General features: G+C 69.7%; 15 protein-coding genes. 9 read left to right on the top strand and 6 right to left on the bottom strand.

The window, feature by feature from the left end:
- Window positions 1-3: 3 nt before the first annotated feature.
- Window positions 4-1,149, bottom strand: coding sequence for a glycosyltransferase family 4 protein (locus AC1DXJ_RS16775; protein ID WP_477615982.1), 1,146 nt, complete (start codon window positions 1,147-1,149; stop codon window positions 4-6).
- The gene (locus tag AC1DXJ_RS16770) at window positions 1,146-2,243 is read right to left on the bottom strand and encodes a glycosyltransferase family 4 protein (protein WP_477615981.1); all 1,098 of its coding nucleotides are present in this window, start codon (window positions 2,241-2,243) and stop codon (window positions 1,146-1,148) included. The genes AC1DXJ_RS16775 and AC1DXJ_RS16770 overlap by 4 nt, the downstream gene beginning before the upstream one ends.
- A 52-nt stretch (window positions 2,244-2,295) precedes the next feature.
- On the opposite strand from AC1DXJ_RS16770, the gene AC1DXJ_RS16765 reads away from it, so the two are divergent.
- On the top strand, window positions 2,296-3,735 hold the full coding sequence (locus tag AC1DXJ_RS16765; protein WP_477637508.1) for a glycosyltransferase: 1,440 nt from the start codon (window positions 2,296-2,298) through the stop codon (window positions 3,733-3,735).
- Between the two features lie 100 nt (window positions 3,736-3,835).
- Here the strand turns inward: AC1DXJ_RS16765 and AC1DXJ_RS16760 are convergent, their stop codons facing one another.
- The 4 genes from AC1DXJ_RS16760 to AC1DXJ_RS16745 are packed head-to-tail and all read right to left on the bottom strand — an operon-like array spanning window position 3,836 to window position 8,873.
- Window positions 3,836-5,605 (bottom strand): methyltransferase domain-containing protein, encoded by a 1,770-nt coding sequence (locus tag AC1DXJ_RS16760; RefSeq protein WP_477615979.1) that lies wholly within the window; start codon window positions 5,603-5,605, stop codon window positions 3,836-3,838.
- A gap of 9 nt (window positions 5,606-5,614) precedes the next feature.
- Window positions 5,615-6,517: a glycosyltransferase family protein gene (locus AC1DXJ_RS16755; RefSeq protein ID WP_477615978.1), complete on the bottom strand. Its 903-nt coding sequence runs from the start codon at window positions 6,515-6,517 to the stop codon at window positions 5,615-5,617.
- Entirely contained in the window at window positions 6,514-7,581 is a 1,068-nt protein-coding gene (locus AC1DXJ_RS16750) for an NAD-dependent epimerase/dehydratase family protein (RefSeq protein ID WP_477615977.1), read from the bottom strand. Before AC1DXJ_RS16750 ends, AC1DXJ_RS16755 begins: the two co-directional genes overlap by 4 nt.
- Window positions 7,578-8,873: an acyltransferase family protein gene (locus AC1DXJ_RS16745; RefSeq protein ID WP_477615976.1), complete on the bottom strand. Its 1,296-nt coding sequence runs from the start codon at window positions 8,871-8,873 to the stop codon at window positions 7,578-7,580. Before AC1DXJ_RS16745 ends, AC1DXJ_RS16750 begins: the two co-directional genes overlap by 4 nt.
- Window positions 8,874-8,946: 73 nt before the next feature.
- Here AC1DXJ_RS16745 and AC1DXJ_RS16740 point away from each other — a divergent pair, with 73 nt between their 5' ends.
- From AC1DXJ_RS16740 to AC1DXJ_RS16705, 8 genes are all read left to right on the top strand, one after another.
- Window positions 8,947-9,798, top strand: coding sequence for an ABC transporter permease (locus AC1DXJ_RS16740; RefSeq protein WP_477615975.1), 852 nt, complete (start codon window positions 8,947-8,949; stop codon window positions 9,796-9,798).
- Complete coding sequence (locus tag AC1DXJ_RS16735; RefSeq protein ID WP_477615974.1) at window positions 9,795-11,048, top strand: ABC transporter ATP-binding protein; 1,254 nt, start codon at window positions 9,795-9,797, stop codon at window positions 11,046-11,048. Before AC1DXJ_RS16740 ends, AC1DXJ_RS16735 begins: the two co-directional genes overlap by 4 nt.
- Window positions 11,045-11,992, top strand: coding sequence for a glycosyltransferase family 2 protein (locus tag AC1DXJ_RS16730; protein ID WP_477615973.1), 948 nt, complete (start codon window positions 11,045-11,047; stop codon window positions 11,990-11,992). The genes AC1DXJ_RS16735 and AC1DXJ_RS16730 overlap by 4 nt, the downstream gene beginning before the upstream one ends.
- Window positions 11,989-12,867 carry a glucose-1-phosphate thymidylyltransferase RfbA gene (gene rfbA, locus AC1DXJ_RS16725; protein WP_477615972.1) on the top strand — a complete coding sequence of 293 codons (879 nt, stop codon included), beginning with the start codon at window positions 11,989-11,991 and terminating at the stop codon, window positions 12,865-12,867. Before AC1DXJ_RS16730 ends, rfbA begins: the two co-directional genes overlap by 4 nt.
- On the top strand, window positions 12,867-13,466 hold the full coding sequence (locus AC1DXJ_RS16720; protein ID WP_477615971.1) for a dTDP-4-dehydrorhamnose 3,5-epimerase family protein: 600 nt from the start codon (window positions 12,867-12,869) through the stop codon (window positions 13,464-13,466). Before rfbA ends, AC1DXJ_RS16720 begins: the two co-directional genes overlap by 1 nt.
- Window positions 13,467-13,668: 202 nt before the next feature.
- On the top strand, window positions 13,669-15,489 hold the full coding sequence (locus AC1DXJ_RS16715) for a polysaccharide biosynthesis protein (RefSeq protein ID WP_477637507.1): 1,821 nt from the start codon (window positions 13,669-13,671) through the stop codon (window positions 15,487-15,489).
- Window positions 15,489-16,628, top strand: a complete 1,140-nt coding sequence (locus tag AC1DXJ_RS16710) for a DegT/DnrJ/EryC1/StrS family aminotransferase (protein WP_477615969.1) — start codon at window positions 15,489-15,491, stop codon at window positions 16,626-16,628. The genes AC1DXJ_RS16715 and AC1DXJ_RS16710 overlap by 1 nt, the downstream gene beginning before the upstream one ends.
- Window positions 16,625-17,641, top strand: coding sequence for a GNAT family N-acetyltransferase (locus tag AC1DXJ_RS16705; RefSeq protein ID WP_477615968.1), 1,017 nt, complete (start codon window positions 16,625-16,627; stop codon window positions 17,639-17,641). The genes AC1DXJ_RS16710 and AC1DXJ_RS16705 overlap by 4 nt, the downstream gene beginning before the upstream one ends.
- The last annotated feature ends 19 nt before the right edge of the window (window positions 17,642-17,660 follow it).

Raw genomic sequence — 17,660 nt, 5'->3', positions numbered from 1 at the left:
CTGCTATCGCGCCAGTCGTGAAGAACAGGCCGTCCCATAGGCCTCGAGGTGCCGCGCGGCCGCGCGACTCCACGAGAACTGTAGGGCCCGAGATGCCCCATCAGTGCGCATTGCGGCCCGCAGGTCGGGATCGTCCAGGAGTCGGGTGAGCGCGTCAGCGATGTCGTCCGCATCGGGCGAAGCGGCGTACGCCACCGCCTCTCCCCCGACTTCGGGGAGGGCCAGCTCGCGGGTCGTGAGCACGGCGACACCCGCCGCCATGGCCTCCAGCACCGGCAACCCGAAGCCCTCACCGAGGCTCGGATAGGCCATCACCTCGGCCCCGCCGAGCACGGCGTGCACCATCCCGTCGGGGACGAAACCGGTGCGCAGCACGCGCAGCGGCGGCGGCACCGCGGTCAGGTCGCCATCGAGCGTGGTCTCCCACCCTGCGGCTCCTGCGAGGACGAGAACGGGCGGTTCCGGGCGCTCGCTGCAGGCCTGCACGTAGGCGCGAAGCAGGGCGGGGACGTTCTTCCTCGGCTCGATCGTGCCGAGGAAGACGATGTATGCCGCGGAGCCGAGCCCCAGCCACTCCCTCGCCTCCGCGATCTCGGCAGTCGTGGGCGGATGGAACGTCTCGAGATCCACGCCGTGGGGGATCACCACCAGGCGACTGCGGTCGGCGCCGGTGTGCGCGACGACCTCGTCGGCGGTCGCCGCGCTGGGCACCACCACTGCGTCGGCCAGGCGGGTCGCCGCCCGAGTCCACGCCCGGAAGAACCTGCGCTTGACCGGGCCGTGGACCTCAGGGTGGCTGAAAAAGGTTGCGTCGTGGAGGGTGACCACGCGCGCCGGGCGGGCGCGACCGAGGAAGAGGGGCAGCGTGTAGTGGGGAGAGTGGACGACGTCCGGCTGGTGGCGTGCGACGAGGCGGGGCAGACCCACCTGCTCCCAGACCAGCCGGGCAGCAGGATGCCGGGCCCACGACGGCACGACGTGGGTCCGGTGGCGACCGACCAGGTGCTCGTAGGAGGCGGCGTCCCGTCGCTGGCAGGCCACGAGCACCTCGACGTCCAGCGACGCGAGCCCCGCGATGAGCTCGTCGACGTAACGCCCCACGCCCCCGCGCTGGGCGGGCAGGGCGCTGGCGTCGATCAGCACCTTCACGCGGGTCGCGCGCCCCTCCGGGACATCGCCCCTGCGTAGATCTGCCACATCCGCGAACCTACCTCGTGCCACTCGAACAGCCGGCTGCGCTCCAGTCCACGCGCGGAGAGGCCAACGGCCAGCGCTGAGTCGGCGAGCACCGACCCGAGCGCCTCCGCCAAGGCCTGCGGGTCGCCGACGGGGACGACGACGGCGGCCCCACCGCCCACTTCCACGAGGGCTGCATCGTCGCTCGTCACCACGGGGGTCCCGGCCGCCATGGCCTCCACGACCGGCAGCCCGAAGCCCTCGGAGCGCGACGGCACGGCAACCACGGCCGCACCGGCATACCAGCGGTGCAGGTCCGCGTCCGACACCCGGCCTGCCACGTGGACACGGTCCGACACCCCCAGCCCGGCAGCCATCGAGGGGACGTCCACGCCTCCCCATCCGTGCGGGCCGACCACGACGAGGCGGGCCTGGGCCAGGGCCGGCTGCGCCATCGCCGCGAGCAGCACGTCCAACCCCTTGCGGGGTTCGGCCGTGCCGACGAACAGGACGTACCCGGGGTCGGCGGGTGGAGCGGACTCGTGCTGCACGTCCCCCTCGAGGCGGGTGACCCCGAGAGGAACCACGACCACCTCACCCGTCGGCGCGAGGAGCTCGACCACCCTGGAGGCGACGGCCTGCGTCGGGGTGACGATGACGTCGGCCTCGGCGGCCGCCCGGGCGCCCATCCGCCGGTGGAAGGCGACCCCGCGGGCCGTGAGCGTCTCGGGATGGGTCCAGGGCACGACGTCGTGGATGGTCACCACCAGGGCATGGGACCGCCCCGTCGGCGGCACGAGCAGGGTGGGGGCGTGGATGACCCCAGCGCCTCGCAGGCGCGGTCCGACCCCGCGCTCCCACAGTCGCGCGAGACCCTTTGCCGGGATCCCGATCGTCTCGTGGCGCTGGAGGTGGTCGGGGACGGGCCCGGCCGTCGCGAACACGCCCACCAGCTCGTCCTCCGGAGCGCAGGCGAGGGCCAGCGCGCGAGCCAGCTCGGCGGCATACCTGCCGGTCCCGCCCGGCACGGGCGAGCGGGTCTGTTCCAACAGCAGACGCACCTGCACCGGGCCTCCACCACCTTTCCGGACGAACGGTAGTCGGCTGGCGTGGTGGGCCATGGGAGGATCGCTGCTCGTGTGGGAGAACTTGGGTGGGGTCTACGCCAGTCATCCGCGAGCGCGGGTGCTCGGGGTGCTGCCTGCGACCGCGCCCCAGGGGTGGCGGGCCGATGACACCGAGTCGCCCACCGTGGTCCTGTCCGTCACCGACGGACTGCCGGACGCCGACATGGTGGCAGAGGCCGCCTCGAGCAACCCGGCCGTGATCGTGGTCCTCGCGGCAGACCCCGTGCCCACGTCCGTGGTCGTCGCCGCCCTGCTGGGGCAGGCTCCGTCCTGGGCCGGCGAGGCCGTGGCAGACGTCGATGCCAGGCTGGCGCACGCTGGGTACGCCTGGGACCGGGAGCCCTCCCCCCGCGCGCCTTCCGTCGTCGCGGGAGGGCTCGTCGCGGCGATCGACCAGGTGCGCTCCGAGGTCGGCCTCCCCGGCGAGGGTCAGCCGCTGGTGCGCACCTACGTCCCGGAGACCGCCCGGAGCCGGCCAGGGCACGACGACGGCGCGCCGTTCCTGTCCGTCCTCGTCCGCACCCAGGCGACTCCCCGGCGCCTGGAGACCCTGGTGGACGTCCTGGCGTGCCTCCAGGGGCAGACCGACGACGACTTCGAGGTGCTCGTCCTGGCCCACGACCCGCCTCCCGAGGGCTGGCAGGGCCTGCTCGAGCTGGTGCAGGGCCTTCCGGCGCAGTTCCGTGGCCGCGTGCAGGCCGTCGAGGTGCTGGGCGGCGGTCGCGCCGCCGGTCTGGTCGAGGGCCATCGCCGCGCCCGCGGCGCCTACCTCGCGGCGCTCGACGACGACGACCTCGTCCTGGGCCACTGGGTCCAGACCTTCAGGGAGCTGGCCGTCGCGGCCGGACGACCGACGGTGCTGCGCGCCTGCGCCGTGGCCCAGGCCATGGAGCTCCTCCCACAGTCACCTGCGGGGTTCCGCGCGGTCGCCCCGGTCGAGAAACGCTGGATGAGCACGTTCGACCTGGTGAGCCACCTCGTCGACAACCACTCCCCCATCCACTCGTGGGCGCTGAGCCGCGAGGCGCACGTCTGGAACCTGCGGTGGGACACCGAGCTGCCCGTGCTGGAGGACTGGGACCTGCTGCTGCGGTCGGCCCTGCGGCTCGGCGTTGCGTCCTCGCCCGAGATCACCGCGGTCTACCGGGTGTGGCCGCACGCCGAGAACTCGTTCGCCGAGCTCCCGGAGGCGAGCTGGGGAGAGGTGCGCACCCGCGTGCTCGACGGCCTCGACTCCTCGGCCGTCGCCCTGGCCTCCGGGTCGGCGACGCGGCTGCGCGACCTCGAGTTCTTCGCCCTCACCCACCGACCCTTCCGCGTCCGGGTGAAGGGGTATGCCGCGCGGCGGCTGCACCGGTCCCGCGTCGCCCTGGCCGGCACGCCGGTCGGGCCCCCGGTCAAGAAGGTGCTCCGCGCGTTGCGCGCACGGTAGGCGGTAGTCGCTCGTCGCTAGTCGTCGTCGAGCGAGGGGAGCCGCGGGCGGCTCGTCAGCGGGCGGCTCGTCAGCGGGCGGCTCGTCAGCGGGCGGCTCGTCAGCGGGCTGCTTGGCCTCCCGTGAGCTTGCGCAGCACACGTCCCGACGCTCGCACCGGAGCCATCACGCGCCACGAGCGGGAGGTCCGCAGGTCGGCCGCATCCTGCTCGGCTGCCAGCAGGGCGCCCCGGAGCTCCGCGATGTCGCCCTCCAGCTTGCGGACCCAGGCATGAGCGGTCGGGTCCCACTCGGATCCGCCGGTCCTGGCCGCGCGGATCCGGGCGATCGTCCCCGGCGGGAACACGTGCAGGCCCCGGTCCAGCCGATAGACGATGGCGTCCTCGGTGGCCTTCCACTCGCGCTCGTCGTGCAGCGTGTGTGAGGCCTCGCCGACGAGCCAGCGTCGGTACACGCTCGTGACGTGAGGCGACTGGGCCACCCCCGCGACCAGCGCGGTCTGGAGCAGCACGTCCCAGTCCTCGAGGACGTTGAGCGCCTCGTCGAAACGCACGCCGAGGTCGCGGAAGACGCTGCGGGGGAACGCCACCGACACGGGTGGGGACTGGTTCTCGGTGAAGTGGTCGTAGAGGTCGAACGTGGACTCGAAGTTCTTGCGGACGGCCGACACGGTGCGGTGCCCGACGGAAGCACCGGTCGTCGCAGGCTGCTCCGTGATGTCCTGCTCCACCGCCACCGCACGCAGCAGGCGCCCGGGCTTGCGTGCCGCCATGGTCGCAAACGTCTGGACCCAGTGACCGAGCACGAGGTCGTCGTCGTCGAGGATCGCGACGTACTGGCCGCGGGCCGCCTCGACTCCCACGTTGAGGGGTCGCGAGCGACCGCCCGTGTCGACCGCGATGACGCGGCTGCGCGAGCGCAGTCCCTCCGGGAGGTCGTCGATCATCCGCTCCACGACGAGCTGTCGCTCGTAGCTGACCCGGTGCGGGAGCACGATGAGCTCGAAGTCCTGGTTGGTCTGGCCCATCAGGCAGATGAGCGCGTCGCGCATGGCCTCGGGCCGGCGTCCCTGGGTGCGCATGATCACGGAGAGGAACGGGCCCTCGCCCTCATGCGGTTCCGGCCAGGCTGACCCGCGAGGGGCTCCGGGGAGGTAGGCCCGGACGAGCTGGTTGGTCTCGGAGTGCGGGTGGGCACGCTGCGTGAGGCTGCGCAGGAACGCGCCGAGCTCGGTGGAGTCCGAGAGGGCGACGTTGTCGGGCGGGAAGTGCTGGTCGCTCAGGTGCAGGTTGAAGTCTGCCTCCCCGACCTCGCGCCATCCGGCGGCCCTGGTCCACCGGTCGACCAGGTCCTCCGTGTGGTGCACGACGTGGGTCCGGTCGAGCAGCCCCGTCTCGGTGTAGTCCCACCGACCCAGGAGCAGCTTGATGGCGACGTCACGATGCGCGACGTTGGGCACGCCGAGGATGAGCGCTGCGCCGCCGTTGGCGCGGCTCAGCTCGCCGAGGGCCGCCAGGACCGCCGGGCCGTGCAGGACGTGCTCGAGGGTGTCGATGATGGAGATGCTCGCGAGGGGCCGGCCCGCGAGGATGCGCTCGAGCGTCGCGAACAACCCGGCGGTGTCGTCGAGGTTGACCTCGTGGGCCTCGAAGCCCCGACCCTTGAGCTCGGCGATCCCGGCGTCGGCGAGGTCGGCGCCGACGTAGGTCAGCCCCAGGTCGCGGACCGGCTCGGCGATCGCCCCGAACCCGCAGCCGAGGTCCAGGTGCACCGCGCCGTCCTTCTCGGCATGGTGCTCCTCGATAAGCGAGACCACGCGGGCGTAGACCGTCTCGGGGCCGTACACGAACTTGTACTGGTCACCAGTCATCGAGCGCCCCTAGAACCGGTGCACGGCGTAGACGCCGTCCACGAACGTGGCCACGGTCGCGGCGTCGGCGACGGGTTCGGGCAGCGTGCCCGCGGCGCGCCGCTCCTCGAACGTCGTCACGGACTTGCGTTGCAGCTCGCTGCCGTATGCCGTGAGGTCACGGGAGTACTTCTTCACCAGGTCCGGGCGGCCCCACTTGTGGGCCATCATCAGCGCGGCCTCGGCGGAGTAGTACTCCTCGGCGCCGCCGACCATCCACGTCCCGTCGTCGTTGAGCCGCTTGTCGTGGAAGATCCTGGCGCTGTCGCGCAGGATCAGGCGGTAGCCGGCGAGCCGGATCCGCCACGACCAGTCGACGTCGTCGCAGTAGAGGAAGAACGCCTCGTTGTCGAAGCCGCCGACGCGTTCGACGACCTCCTTGGAGACGAGGGCGCAGGCGGTGGTGGCCCACGGGGTCTCGCCGGTGGTGGGGTCGTAGGGCTTGGGATGCTCGAAGGGGAGCTGGCGGGCCTCGACCAGTCCCACCGAGGCCTGTGCCCCGAAGGGTTGGAACAGCTCCTCCACCAGGCGGGGCGACGGCACGGTGTCGGGGTTGACGATCATGACGTAGTCGCTCGCGAGGTCCTCGAGCAGCGCGTTGTGCCCGGCTGCCGACCCGAGGTTCTTGCCGAAGAAGCGGTAGTCGACGTCGTCGATCCCGAGTCCCTTGACCTCCTCGCGCAGCCGGAGCAGGAGCTCATCACCCAGAGCGGGAGTCGGGCCACAGTCCCCGAGGAGCACGCGGGTGCTCCCCACCACGTCGGCGGACCGGGCGAGCTCGATCGACCGGGCCATGGCACCGAGGAAGCGCTCGACGTGCTCGGCCTCGTTGTTGAACAGGATCGAGTGGATCTGAAGGCTTGGCGCGGTCATACGGTCGCGTGCTCCTCGGTCTCGACCCACTCCTGAAGGCGTCCCACGCCCTCAGTGAGGCTCACGGCAGGCCCCCAGCCGAGCTCGGCCCGGGTCGTGGAGATGTCGGCGAGCGCATGGCGCACGTCGCCGTCGCGGAACTTGGCCACGACGACGGGCGACGGAGCGCCGTGGTAGGCGGCCATCTCGGTGGCCAGCTGCCCGATGGTCGTCGGCCTGCCCGAGCCGACGTCGAGCACCCGCACGTCCGCCGGAGCCTGGGCCAGACCCACGGCGAGGGCCGTTGCGACGTCGTCGATGTAGACGAAGTCACGGGTGATGTCGCCGTCCTCGTAGAGCGGGATCTCCTCCTGGCGCCTGGCCAGCCTGGAGAACAGCGTGACGATGCCCGTGTAGGAGTTGGTCAGGGACTGCCCCGGCCCATAGACGTTCTGAAGCCTGAAGATGCTGAGGGGCACACCGCGACTGAGCGCCCACGCGGCGAGGATGTGCTCCTGGGCGAGCTTGGTCGCGCCGTAGACACTCGTCGGGGCAGGGGCGGTGAGGTCGGCCCGGGCCGGCAGCCCGTGCCCGTCCTCGAAGTCCCACTGCCTGCGCTCGAGCTGGTCGTGGGACCGCTGGCCCGGATACCACCGGGAACCATCCGGGCGCTCCCACTCGCCCTCGCCGTAGACGGCCCGGCTCGAGGTGAGCAGGACGTGAGCCGGCAGGTGGTCGACGCGCCCGAGCCAGTCCGTCAGCTGGGTGGTGCCCACGACGTTGACGCGGCCGTGCCGGGACGCCTCGGTGAGCGACTGCCCGGTGCCCGTCTCGGCGGCGAGGTGGATGACGGTGTCCGGCCGCAGGTCGCCGAGCTCGTCCCAGGCCTCGGCCTTCGTCACGTCGCCGACGACCAGGGTGGCCTCGTCGGCGAGCAGCGCCGGTCGGCCGCCAGAGGGGTGGACCTGCGGGTGGAGGCTGTCCAGGACTGTCCAGGAGTCGGCCTGTGGCGTCAGGAGCTGGCTGAGGGCACAGCCGATGAATCCCGCCCCGCCGGTGACGAGGACGTGTCCGAGCTTGCTCAACGTGGTGATCCCCCTAGATCGATGGTGGCCGCGTCAGGATCGAGCTCCTCGCGAACGCCCGCGTGACTGTAACCGACTCCCGCCGGATCGGCCCCGGCGGTGCGAGCGGGCGCGTCGCCCCACGCCTCGACTCGGCCACGAGCCCACCCGCGCCAGAACGCCAGCCCCCGCCCAGGTCCCCAGGACTTCAGCCGCAGCGCCGGCTTCTCGACGAGGTGCCAGCTGGCGAACGCGAAGACGAAGGTGACCGACCAGGCGATCACGATGTAGGGCAGGATCCCCAGGCGGTGGACCCCCAGGGAGGCCAGGGCCATCTGCACGATGAACCCCCCCACGTAGATGCCGTACGAGTAGTCGTTCTTCGCCGCCACCGACTTGACGCGCGCCGGCGCGGCATACGCGAACCAGAGCAGGGCGTAGCCCATGGCCGGGACGCCGATGAGGTGGTACCCGCCGACCCGGAACAGGGCGAGCAGACCAACCAGGAGGCCGCCGAGGGCGAGCCGTCCGTTCATGGGCAGGCGGTCGGCGTACACGGCGGCGGTGCTGCCGACGAGGAAGGTGGCGGCGAGCTGGACGAACTGGAGGTCGCCCAGCCACGGGGCCATGGCCTTGGCCACGTCGGGTGCCGCTGCGGACAGGGACCCGAGCAGGAGCAGGGCCGCCGCGGAGACGGGGACCAGTACCCGGGCCCGGCTGAAGATCGCGAAGAGGGCGAAGGCCCCGACCAGCAGGTAGCAGCGGAACTCGTACTCGAGGGTCCACAGCGACCCGTTGAGGACGCTCCAGCCGACCTGGTGCCCGTAGGGGGTCTCGGCGAAGACGTCGAGCAGGCCGTACTGGCCGATGTGCAGGTTCCAGTTCCGCGTGAAGTACGTGAGCGGCCCTGGGAACGCAGCCGTCCAGAAACCCGCGAGCGTCCCGTGGTGGCGCAGGTAGAACGCCGGGGCGACGACCGCCGCCGAGACCACGAGGGTGAGCCAGTACGCAGGGAAGATGCGCAGGACACGCCGCCACAGGAACTGAAGCGTGTCGGCCGACATGGCACTGCGTGCGATGAGGAAACCACTCACGACGAAGAAGCCCTCGACCGCGAGCCCGCCGATGCTGTTCTGGCCGTGCGTGTAGCGCCAGAACGGGTCCTCGCCGAAGCCACCGAGCGGGAAGGCGTGGTCGACGATGACGGCGCTGGCGAGGATCAACCGCAGGAAACCGAACGCGTTGTCCCTCCCCCGCAGCATCGAGGACAACACGAGGGTCGACCCGTCGTCGTCCGGCTGTCGTCGGCGCATCCCGTATCCTTCGTCACGGCAGAGCATTCAAGTGGCCCCAGAGGCTACCAAGCAGGTGGGGTGACACAGGTCGGTGAAGAGTGCGGCCATCGTGGGCCCGCGGGTCTACCGCGAGCACCTGACCGACCTCCTCCGGTTCTCGTCGTTGACGTCCAACTTCGTCCGACGTGAGCTGCGGACCCGCTTCCTGGGCTCGCGTTTCGGCTGGGCCTGGTCGCTGGCGATGCCGCTCGCGGTCCTCGCCACGTACTCCGTGGTCTTCGGCATCGTCCTGGGGGCCGACCGCGGTATGCCTCCGTCCCCCACCGGGCTGAAGCTGTTCGCCGTCTACCTGTTCACCGGGCTGGTGGTCTGGAACGTCTTCGCCACGGTCCTTCAGCGCACGGTCGACGGGCTGCTCGAGCTGATCCCGTTGCGGCGCAAGGTGGCCTTCCCGGTCATCGCGCCCCTCGTGGGGTTGACCGCCGCGACGCTGATCGAGCGCGGGGTCGAGCTGGTGCTCCTCGTGGTCACCTTCACCATCGTCGGCAACATCGGGTGGACGGTCCTGTGGGCGCCGGTGATCGTCGTGCTCGTGGGCGGCTTCGCCTTCGGGATCGGCCTGGGGCTGTCCGTGCTCAACGTGGCCTTCCGCGACGTCAGCCACTTCCTGGCTGTCGGGCTCCAGCTGCTGTTCTTCGCGACGCCGATCATCTATCCGCCGGACTTCGTCCACAGGAAGTTCGAGGACGGGTCGCTGCCGTCCGTGCTGTTGTCGCTCAACCCGGTCGCGCCGTTCGTGCAGGCGCTGCGTGACGCGCTGTGGAACCTGCGCTCGCCCTCCGCGGGCGCGGTGCTGGCCATGGTCTGCCTGACCATCGTCTCGCTCCTGCTCGGTTGGCTGGCGTTCCGCGGGCGCGCCGCCCGCGTCGCGGAGGTGCCATGAGCTCGTATGCCGTGCGAGTCACCAACGTGACGCGAGACTTCAAGATCGACCACGGCCACGCCGGCAGCCTGAAGCACCGGGTCCTGACACCCCGAGGTCAGCGTGCCGAGCACTTCCGCGCCCTCGACGACATCACCCTGGAGATCCCGCACGGGTCCACCTTTGCGCTGATCGGTGCCAACGGTTCCGGCAAGAGCACCCTGCTCAAGCTGATCGCCGGCATCTTCCCGCCGAGCAGCGGCACCGTGCACGTCACCGGTCGGGTCACTGCCCTCCTGGAGCTCGGGGCGGGGTTCCACCCTGAGCTGACGGGTCGCGAGAACGTCTACCTGGCCGGCTCGATGAACGGCCGCAGCCGCGCCGAGGTGGACGCCGATGTCGAGGCCGTCAAGGCCTTCTCGGGCCTGGACGAGTTCTTCGAGCAGCCCGTCAAGGTCTACAGCTCAGGCATGTTCGTGCGCCTCGGGTTCGCCGTGGCGGTCCACCTCGACCCTGAGGTGCTGATCGTCGACGAGGTGGTGGCGGTGGGCGACGAGCAGTTCCAGCGGATGTGCTTCGACCACCTGCACGACCTGCGGCGACGAGGCGTGACCATCCTCTTCGTCTCGCACTCGCTCAGCCTCGTCGAACAGCTGGCGGACCACGCCGTGTGGATCGACGAGGGCACGGTGCGCCAGGTCGGGACGGCGCGCGAGGTCATCGACGGCTACCTGCAGCAGGTGAACCGCGAGGACCTCGGTCGGGCAGAGGAGCTCGGTCGGGCGCAGGACCTCGATCCGGAGCAGGCCGACATCGCCGCCGACCCGAACCGCTGGGGCTCGGGTGATGCCAGCGTCACGGACGTGGAGTTCCTCGACGCACGCGGCCACGCTACTGTCGCAGTCGAATTCGGGGCACCGTTGACCGTGCGACTCCACTACTCGACCCGCGAGCCGATCGACGACCCCAACTTCGGCCTGGCCATCTGGTCAGAGCAGGGGTGGCCGATCGGCGCGCCCAACACGCACCTGTCCGAGGTGGCGACAGGACGCGTGTCCGGAGACGGCTTCGTCGACTTCACGATGGACCGCGTCACCTTCGTGCCGGGACGCTTGTCGTTCACGGCCGCGATCACCGACCAGTCGACGACCCACGTCTTCGACTGGCGCGAGCGCGCGTTCGACCTCAAGGTGCTGCCGCACAGCGGACTCGAACCGACTGGGCTCGTCGAGGTCGCCGGTTCCTGGAGCGGTCCACAGAGCACCTCGTGACGGGCGGTCAGCCCCTGACCACCGTCGTGGTCGTCACCTGGAACAGGCTTGAGCTACTGAAGCAGTGCATCGAGTCGCTGCGCTCCCAAGACGTCGCGGCCGGTGAGCTCGACGTCCTGGTGGTCGACAACGCCTCGACCGACGGCACCGCGGAGTGGGTGGCCGTCCAGACCGACCTCCGCCTGCTGCGCCTTCCCACCAACCGCGGTTTCGCCGGTGGCATGGCCGCGGCCCTGGAGCAGGTGCGCACGCCCTATGTCGCGATGCTCAACAACGATGCGGTCGCCGAGCCTGCCTGGCTGCGATCCCTCGTCGAGCCCCTGGTCGCCGATCCCGCCGTGGGCGCGACAACGTCGAAGATCCTGCTCGAGGGGACCGACCGGGTCCTTCAGTCCACCGGGGTCGTGGTCGACGCCGGAGGCCGCGGATCGGACCGTGGCTACCTTCAGCGCGACGAAGGCCAGTTCGACGGGCCGGCGTTCGCCGACGTCTTCGGGTTCTGTGGCGGCGCCGCGGCCGTGCGCACGAGTGCGGTGAGGGCCGTTGGCGGGTTCTGGGCCGACCTGTTCCTCTACTACGAGGACGTCGACCTCAGCTGGCGGCTGCGGCGCGGCGGTTTCCGCGTCACCTACGTCGCGAGCGCTGTCGCCGTGCACCGGCACGGCGCATCGTCACACCACGGCAGTGACCGGTTCTACTTCTACAACCTGCGCAACCGGCTCGCCGTCCTGCTCGCCAACGCTCCCCTGTCGAGCCTCCTGGCGCAGGCCGCGCACCGTCGCGGGACGGATGAGGGTGAGGTGTCGCAGGGGCCTGCGCCCGAGCGACCGGCGCCGAGTACCCGGGTGCGTGCACGTGCCCTGGGGGGCCTGGTCCGCATGTTCCCCTCGGTCTGGCGGCGTCGCAGGAGCCTTCCGTCGGCTGCCGATAGGGTCGGCCCATGAAGGGGATCATCCTGGCTGGCGGTTCCGGCACGCGACTGCACCCGATCACACTCGGCATCAGCAAGCAGCTCATGCCCGTCTATGACAAGCCGATGATCTACTACCCGCTGTCGACGCTGATGATGGCTGGCATCCGCGAGGTCCTGGTCATCACGACGCCGGACGACCAGGGCCAGTTCCAGCGGCTGCTCGGGGACGGTTCGAAGTGGGGCATCGAGCTGTCGTATGCCGCGCAGCCCAGCCCCGACGGCCTGGCCCAGGCGTTCATCATCGGAGCCGACTTCATCGGGGACGACTCGGTCGCCCTCGTGCTCGGCGACAACATCTTCTACGGCACCGGCCTCGGCACCGCGCTGCGGTCGAACACCACGGTGAGCGGCGGCAACATCTTCGCGTACCACGTCACGGAGCCCTCGGCCTATGGCGTCGTGGAGTTCGCCGACGACGGCCAGGTGCTCTCGATCGAGGAGAAGCCGGAGCGGCCGAAGTCCTCCTACGCCGTGCCCGGTCTGTACTTCTACGACAACGACGTCGTCGAGATCGCGCGGAACCTCGAGCCGAGTCCGCGGGGCGAGCTCGAGATCACCGGGATCAACGACGCCTACCTCCAGCGCGGTGACCTCTCGGTCACGGTGCTCCCCCGGGGCACCGCGTGGTTCGACACCGGCACCTTCGAGGGGCTGATGGACTCGGCGCACTTCGTCCACGTCGTCGAGGCGCGCCAGGGGCACAAGATCGGCTGCGTCGAGGAGATCGCCTGGCGCAACGGCTGGCTCAGCGACGACGAGTTCGCCGCCCTGGCCGCATCGCTGGAGAAGAGCGGCTACGGCGCCTACATGTCGGGGCTGCTCGAGGAGAAGCGGGGCACGCTCTAGTGGAGATCCGACCGCTGAGGATCGCGGACGCGTTCGAGATCACGCCACGTCAGTTTCCCGACGACCGGGGTGTCTTCCTCGAGTCCTTCCGCGGGGATCGGCTGGCGGAGGTGATCGGGCACCGTCCGGAAATCGTGCAGACCAACGTGTCGGTCTCCTCGCGCGGCACGGTCCGTGGCATCCACTTTGCCGACGTCCCGCCCTCCCAGGCGAAGTACATCACCGCCCTGAGCGGCTCCCTGGTCGACTACATCGTCGACATCCGGGTGGGGTCTCCCACCTTCGGTCAGTGGGACTCGGTGCTCCTCGACACGATCGACCGTCGCGCGGTCTACCTGCCGGAGGGCATGGGGCACGCGTTCGCCGCGCTCGAGGACAACACCACGGCGATGTACCTCGTCACCGCTCCCTACACCCCGAGCCGCGAACACGGCATACACCCGCTGGACCCGGAGGTGGGGCTGCTGCTCCCCGAGGGGATGGAGACGCCGCTGCTCTCGCCGAAGGACGCCGAGGCGCCTAGCCTCGCCGAGGCCAAGGAGCAGGGACTGCTCCCGACGTATGCCGCGTGCCGCGAGTTCTACTCGTCCCTGGGCTGACTCCCGGAGCCGGCCGCAGATGGTCGATAGGTGGACTCCTCCGTTTGGTTGCATTTCACACCTACACACTTCGAAAACAACCACTGACCTGCACAATTGCCCAGAGGACACGGGTGTGGCTGACGTCGTGGTGTCAGGCGTTTGCCCCAATTGACGTTAAACTCACGATCGTTTGGGCCGACTACCAGCGGGAGGAGATCGGATGTCTGCCGTCCGTCGGGTGCGCCGTGAGCGCGTCAACCGCTGGATGTGGGCTCTGGTCGACGCAGGTGTCTGGGTCGTCGCGGTGTTCATGGCTGCGTGGCTGAGGTTCGACCTCCAGCTGGCGCCCACCGTCGCCCCACCCCTGCTGTGGTTCACCGCGGTCGCCGTCGTGGCCCAGCTCGGCTTCGGCACCTTCTTCGGGCCCTATGCCGTCGGCCACGACCGTGGCTCGTTCGAGGAGACCTACGACGTGGGCCGCACGGTGCTCCTCACGACGCTCGTCCTGATGACCCTGGTCTTCGGCCTGCACTTCGGACCCGTGCCCAGGAGCGTCCCCTTCACTGCCCCGGCCTTCGCCATGCTCGGCATGTTCGCGGCCCGCTTCATCATCCGCACGATGCGCACGAGCAGGGCTGCCAACGCCCCTGAGGAACAGCGGGCCATCGTGTTCGGCGCCGGCGAGGCCGGCCGCCGCCTCACGCGGAGCCTGATCCGCGACGTGGGCAGTGGCTACCAGCCGGTTGCCCTCCTCGACGACGACCGCGCCAAGGCCAGACTTCGCGTCGAAGGCGTCCGGGTGCGCGGGTCGCGGGCCGACATGGGAGGGGTCGCGGCCAAGTACGACGCGCAGACGTTGGTCATCGCGCTTCCGCGGGCCGAGGCCAGCACCATCCGTGAGCTCACCGCCCTCGCCGAGGACGCCGGGCTGAAGGTGCTCACCCTCCCGCCCGTCCGGGACATCATCGATGGCCGGCCGACCGCTGGGGACCTTCGCGACGTCGACGTCGCGGACCTCCTCGGCCGACGCCCGATCGAGCTCGACATGGCGGCCATCGCCGAGCAGATCGCCGGCAAGCGCATCCTCGTCACCGGTGCCGGCGGCTCGATCGGCTCCGAGCTGTGTCGCCAGATCGCGCGTTTCGGACCCGCCAAGCTGTTCATGCTCGACCGTGACGAGTCGGGCCTCCAGTCGACCCAGATGAGCATGCACGGCAACGGCCTGCTCGACAGCGACGAGCTCATCCTGGCCAACATCCGCGACGTCGAGGCCATGGACCACGCGTTCACTCGGGCCCGCCCCGACATCGTCTTCCACGCGGCCGCGCTCAAGCACCTGCCGCTGCTCGAGTCGCACCCGCTCGAGGCATGGAAGACCAACGTCCTCGGCACCATGAACGTCCTCGAAGCAGCCGCCCGGGTCGGGGTCGGCACGTTCGTCAACATCTCGACGGACAAGGCCGCCAACCCGATCTGCGTTCTCGGCTACAGCAAGCGGCTCGCCGAGCGAATCACCGCGGACTTCTCCCACCGGTTCCCCGGTCGCTACGTCTCGGTGCGGTTCGGCAACGTCTTGGGCTCACGCGGGTCGGTGGTCCACGCCTTCACCGCCCAGATCGAGCGCGGTGGCCCGATCACCGTCACCCACCCCGAGGTCGAGCGCTTCTTCATGCTGATCCCGGAAGCCTGCCAGCTCGTGCTGGAAGCCTCCTCCATCGGCCGCGATGGTGAGGTCATGGTGCTCGACATGGGCGAGCAGGTGAAGATCGTCGACGTGGCCAAGACCCTCCTGCGGATGTCCGGGCGGCGCGACATCGACATCGTCTACACGGGCCTGCGTCCGGGCGAGAAGCTCGGCGAGGAGCTGTTCTCCTCCACCGAGGAACGCAAGCCCACCACCAGCGTGTTGGTGTCCAGCGTCGCCGTGCCCTCCATCGACTGCTCAGATGTGTTGGAGGTGCGGCTGACCAGCCACAGGTCAGCAGCGGACTGGATGCGCAGGGAAGCGAATGGTCGAGCACCAATGGGTGCGATTATCTGATGGACCGAATCTTCCTCTCCAAGGCGGACATCACTGACGTCGAGGAGTCGTTCGTCCTCGATGCCATCCGCTCGGGTTGGGTGGCTCCGCTCGGACCCCACGTCGACGCCTTCGAAGCGGAGGTAGCAGAGCGTCTCGGAGTCGCCGGCGCCCTCGCCCTCTCGTCCGGCACCGCTGCCCTCCACCTGGCCCTGCTGCACGTGGGGGCCAAGCCAGGCACGGTCGTCGTGGTCTCATCGATGACATTCGCCGCGAGCGCCAATGCCGTCGCCTACACGGGCGCCGAGCCGGTGTTCGTGGACTCGCAAGCCTCCGACGGCAACGTCGACCCGACCCTGCTGCTCGAGGCGGTGGACACGCTCCGCCGCGAGGGCAAGCAGATCGCAGCGGTCATGACGGTCGACCTGTTCGGCCGTGCCGCCGACTACGCGGCCATCGTGGGCGGCCTCGAGGAACGCGAGATCCCGCTCGTCGAAGACGCAGCCGAAGCCCTTGGCGCCACGTACGAAGGGGCAGCGGCCGGATCCTTCGGTCGTGCGGCAGCGCTGTCCTTCAACGGCAACAAGATCATGACAACGTCGGGCGGGGGCATGTTGGTCAGCAACGACCTCGAGCTCCTCGACCGTGCTCGGTACCTCTCCACGCAGGCTCGCCAACCCGTCCCTTGGTACGAGCACACCGACATCGGCTACAACTACCGCCTGTCCAACCTGTTGGCGGCCTTGGGCCGAGGTCAGCTGTCTCGCCTCGACGACATGATCGCCCGTCGCAGGGAGATCCGGAAGACGTATGCCGCTGGATTGGCAGACGTGCCCGGCCTTCGCCTCCTGGGCGAAGATGGGCCGCGTGGCTCAGAGGCAGACAACTGCTGGCTCACCTGTGTGGTACTTGACCCTGACGAAGCGACCGCTAGTGCGGGCGATGTGATCGCCCATCTGGAACGGGAAGACATCGAGGCCCGTCACCTGTGGAAGCCGATGCACGCGCAACCGGTGTTCGCCCAGCAGCGCAGCTTCCTGACCGGGGTGTCGGACCGCCTGTTCGAAAACGGGATCACGCTACCCAGCGGCTCGATCCTGTCGGAGCCGGACGTGGAGCGCGTGATTCTGAGCGTGCGGCACGCGCTGAGGGCCTTGTGATCCACTGCCACGACGAGCGGTCGGCACCGAAAGGTTTGGTCTCGCCGGACATCTACTTCACCCCTGCCTATGGCGGCGTCGATGCCTCAGAGGCCAACGCCACGTGGGTCCTGCTGGAGATGTTCGACGGCGGGTGGCTGATCCCCCTTGCCGTTCGTTCCCTGGCAAATGGCTTGAAGGACGCTACATCGCCCTATGGATACTCCGGCGTCTATGCCGCCGAAACTCTGTCCGACCGCGACCTCGTCACTGCCTGGCGCGAGACCACCCGTGCGTTGTCTGACCTCCGGGTCGTGAGCGTCTTTCTTCGTCATTCCCCTCTCGTCGAGCAAGCTCCCCGAACCGCGAGCCAGGTCTCGGTGGTTGAGGACCACCCCACGACTGCGGTTGATGTCGGCCCCGATGAACGCATGTGGGAACGCATGGAAGGCCGCAGCAGGACCGCTGTGCGCAAGGCACTCAAGGCGGGATACACGAATGTCGTGCGCGCCGTGGCAGGCGAGGACCTGGTCGAGGGGAGCCCGTTCCGCACCCTCTACGAGAGCACGATGGCGCGCAGAGAGGCGGCGCCCTCGTACACATTCTCGGACGGCTACTACACCAAGTTGCGAGCAGCACTCGGTCCGAACTTGGCGATCTCCGAGGTCATCTCCCCTGAAGGCACGACTCATGCTGCTGCCTTGCTCATGCGACACGGTCGCTTCCTGCACTATCACCTGTCAGGTTCACAGGTCGAAGCAGCGCGGTTGGGTGTCAACAACCTCCTCCTTTGGGGAGCGCTCAAGTATGCGGGCACCATCGGCGTGACGCAGTTTCACCTCGGCGGCGGGGTCAGGGGCGAGGACGCCCTCTTCAAGTTCAAGCGGGCCTTTGGTGGACGCCGATTCACCTATTCGGCCACGGGACTGGTCGTGGATGAAGCTGCGTATGACGACCTCGTTGGGCGCTCCCGAGGTTCAGCTGCCCCCAAGGTGGACAGCCGCCACTTCCCGGCGTATCGAGCGGGAGGCTGAAATGCCTGGCCCCAACTCC

It is taken from the genome of Pedococcus sp. P2_D9 (assembly GCF_056404275.1).
This window is presented reverse-complemented; position numbering and strand designations above follow the sequence as displayed.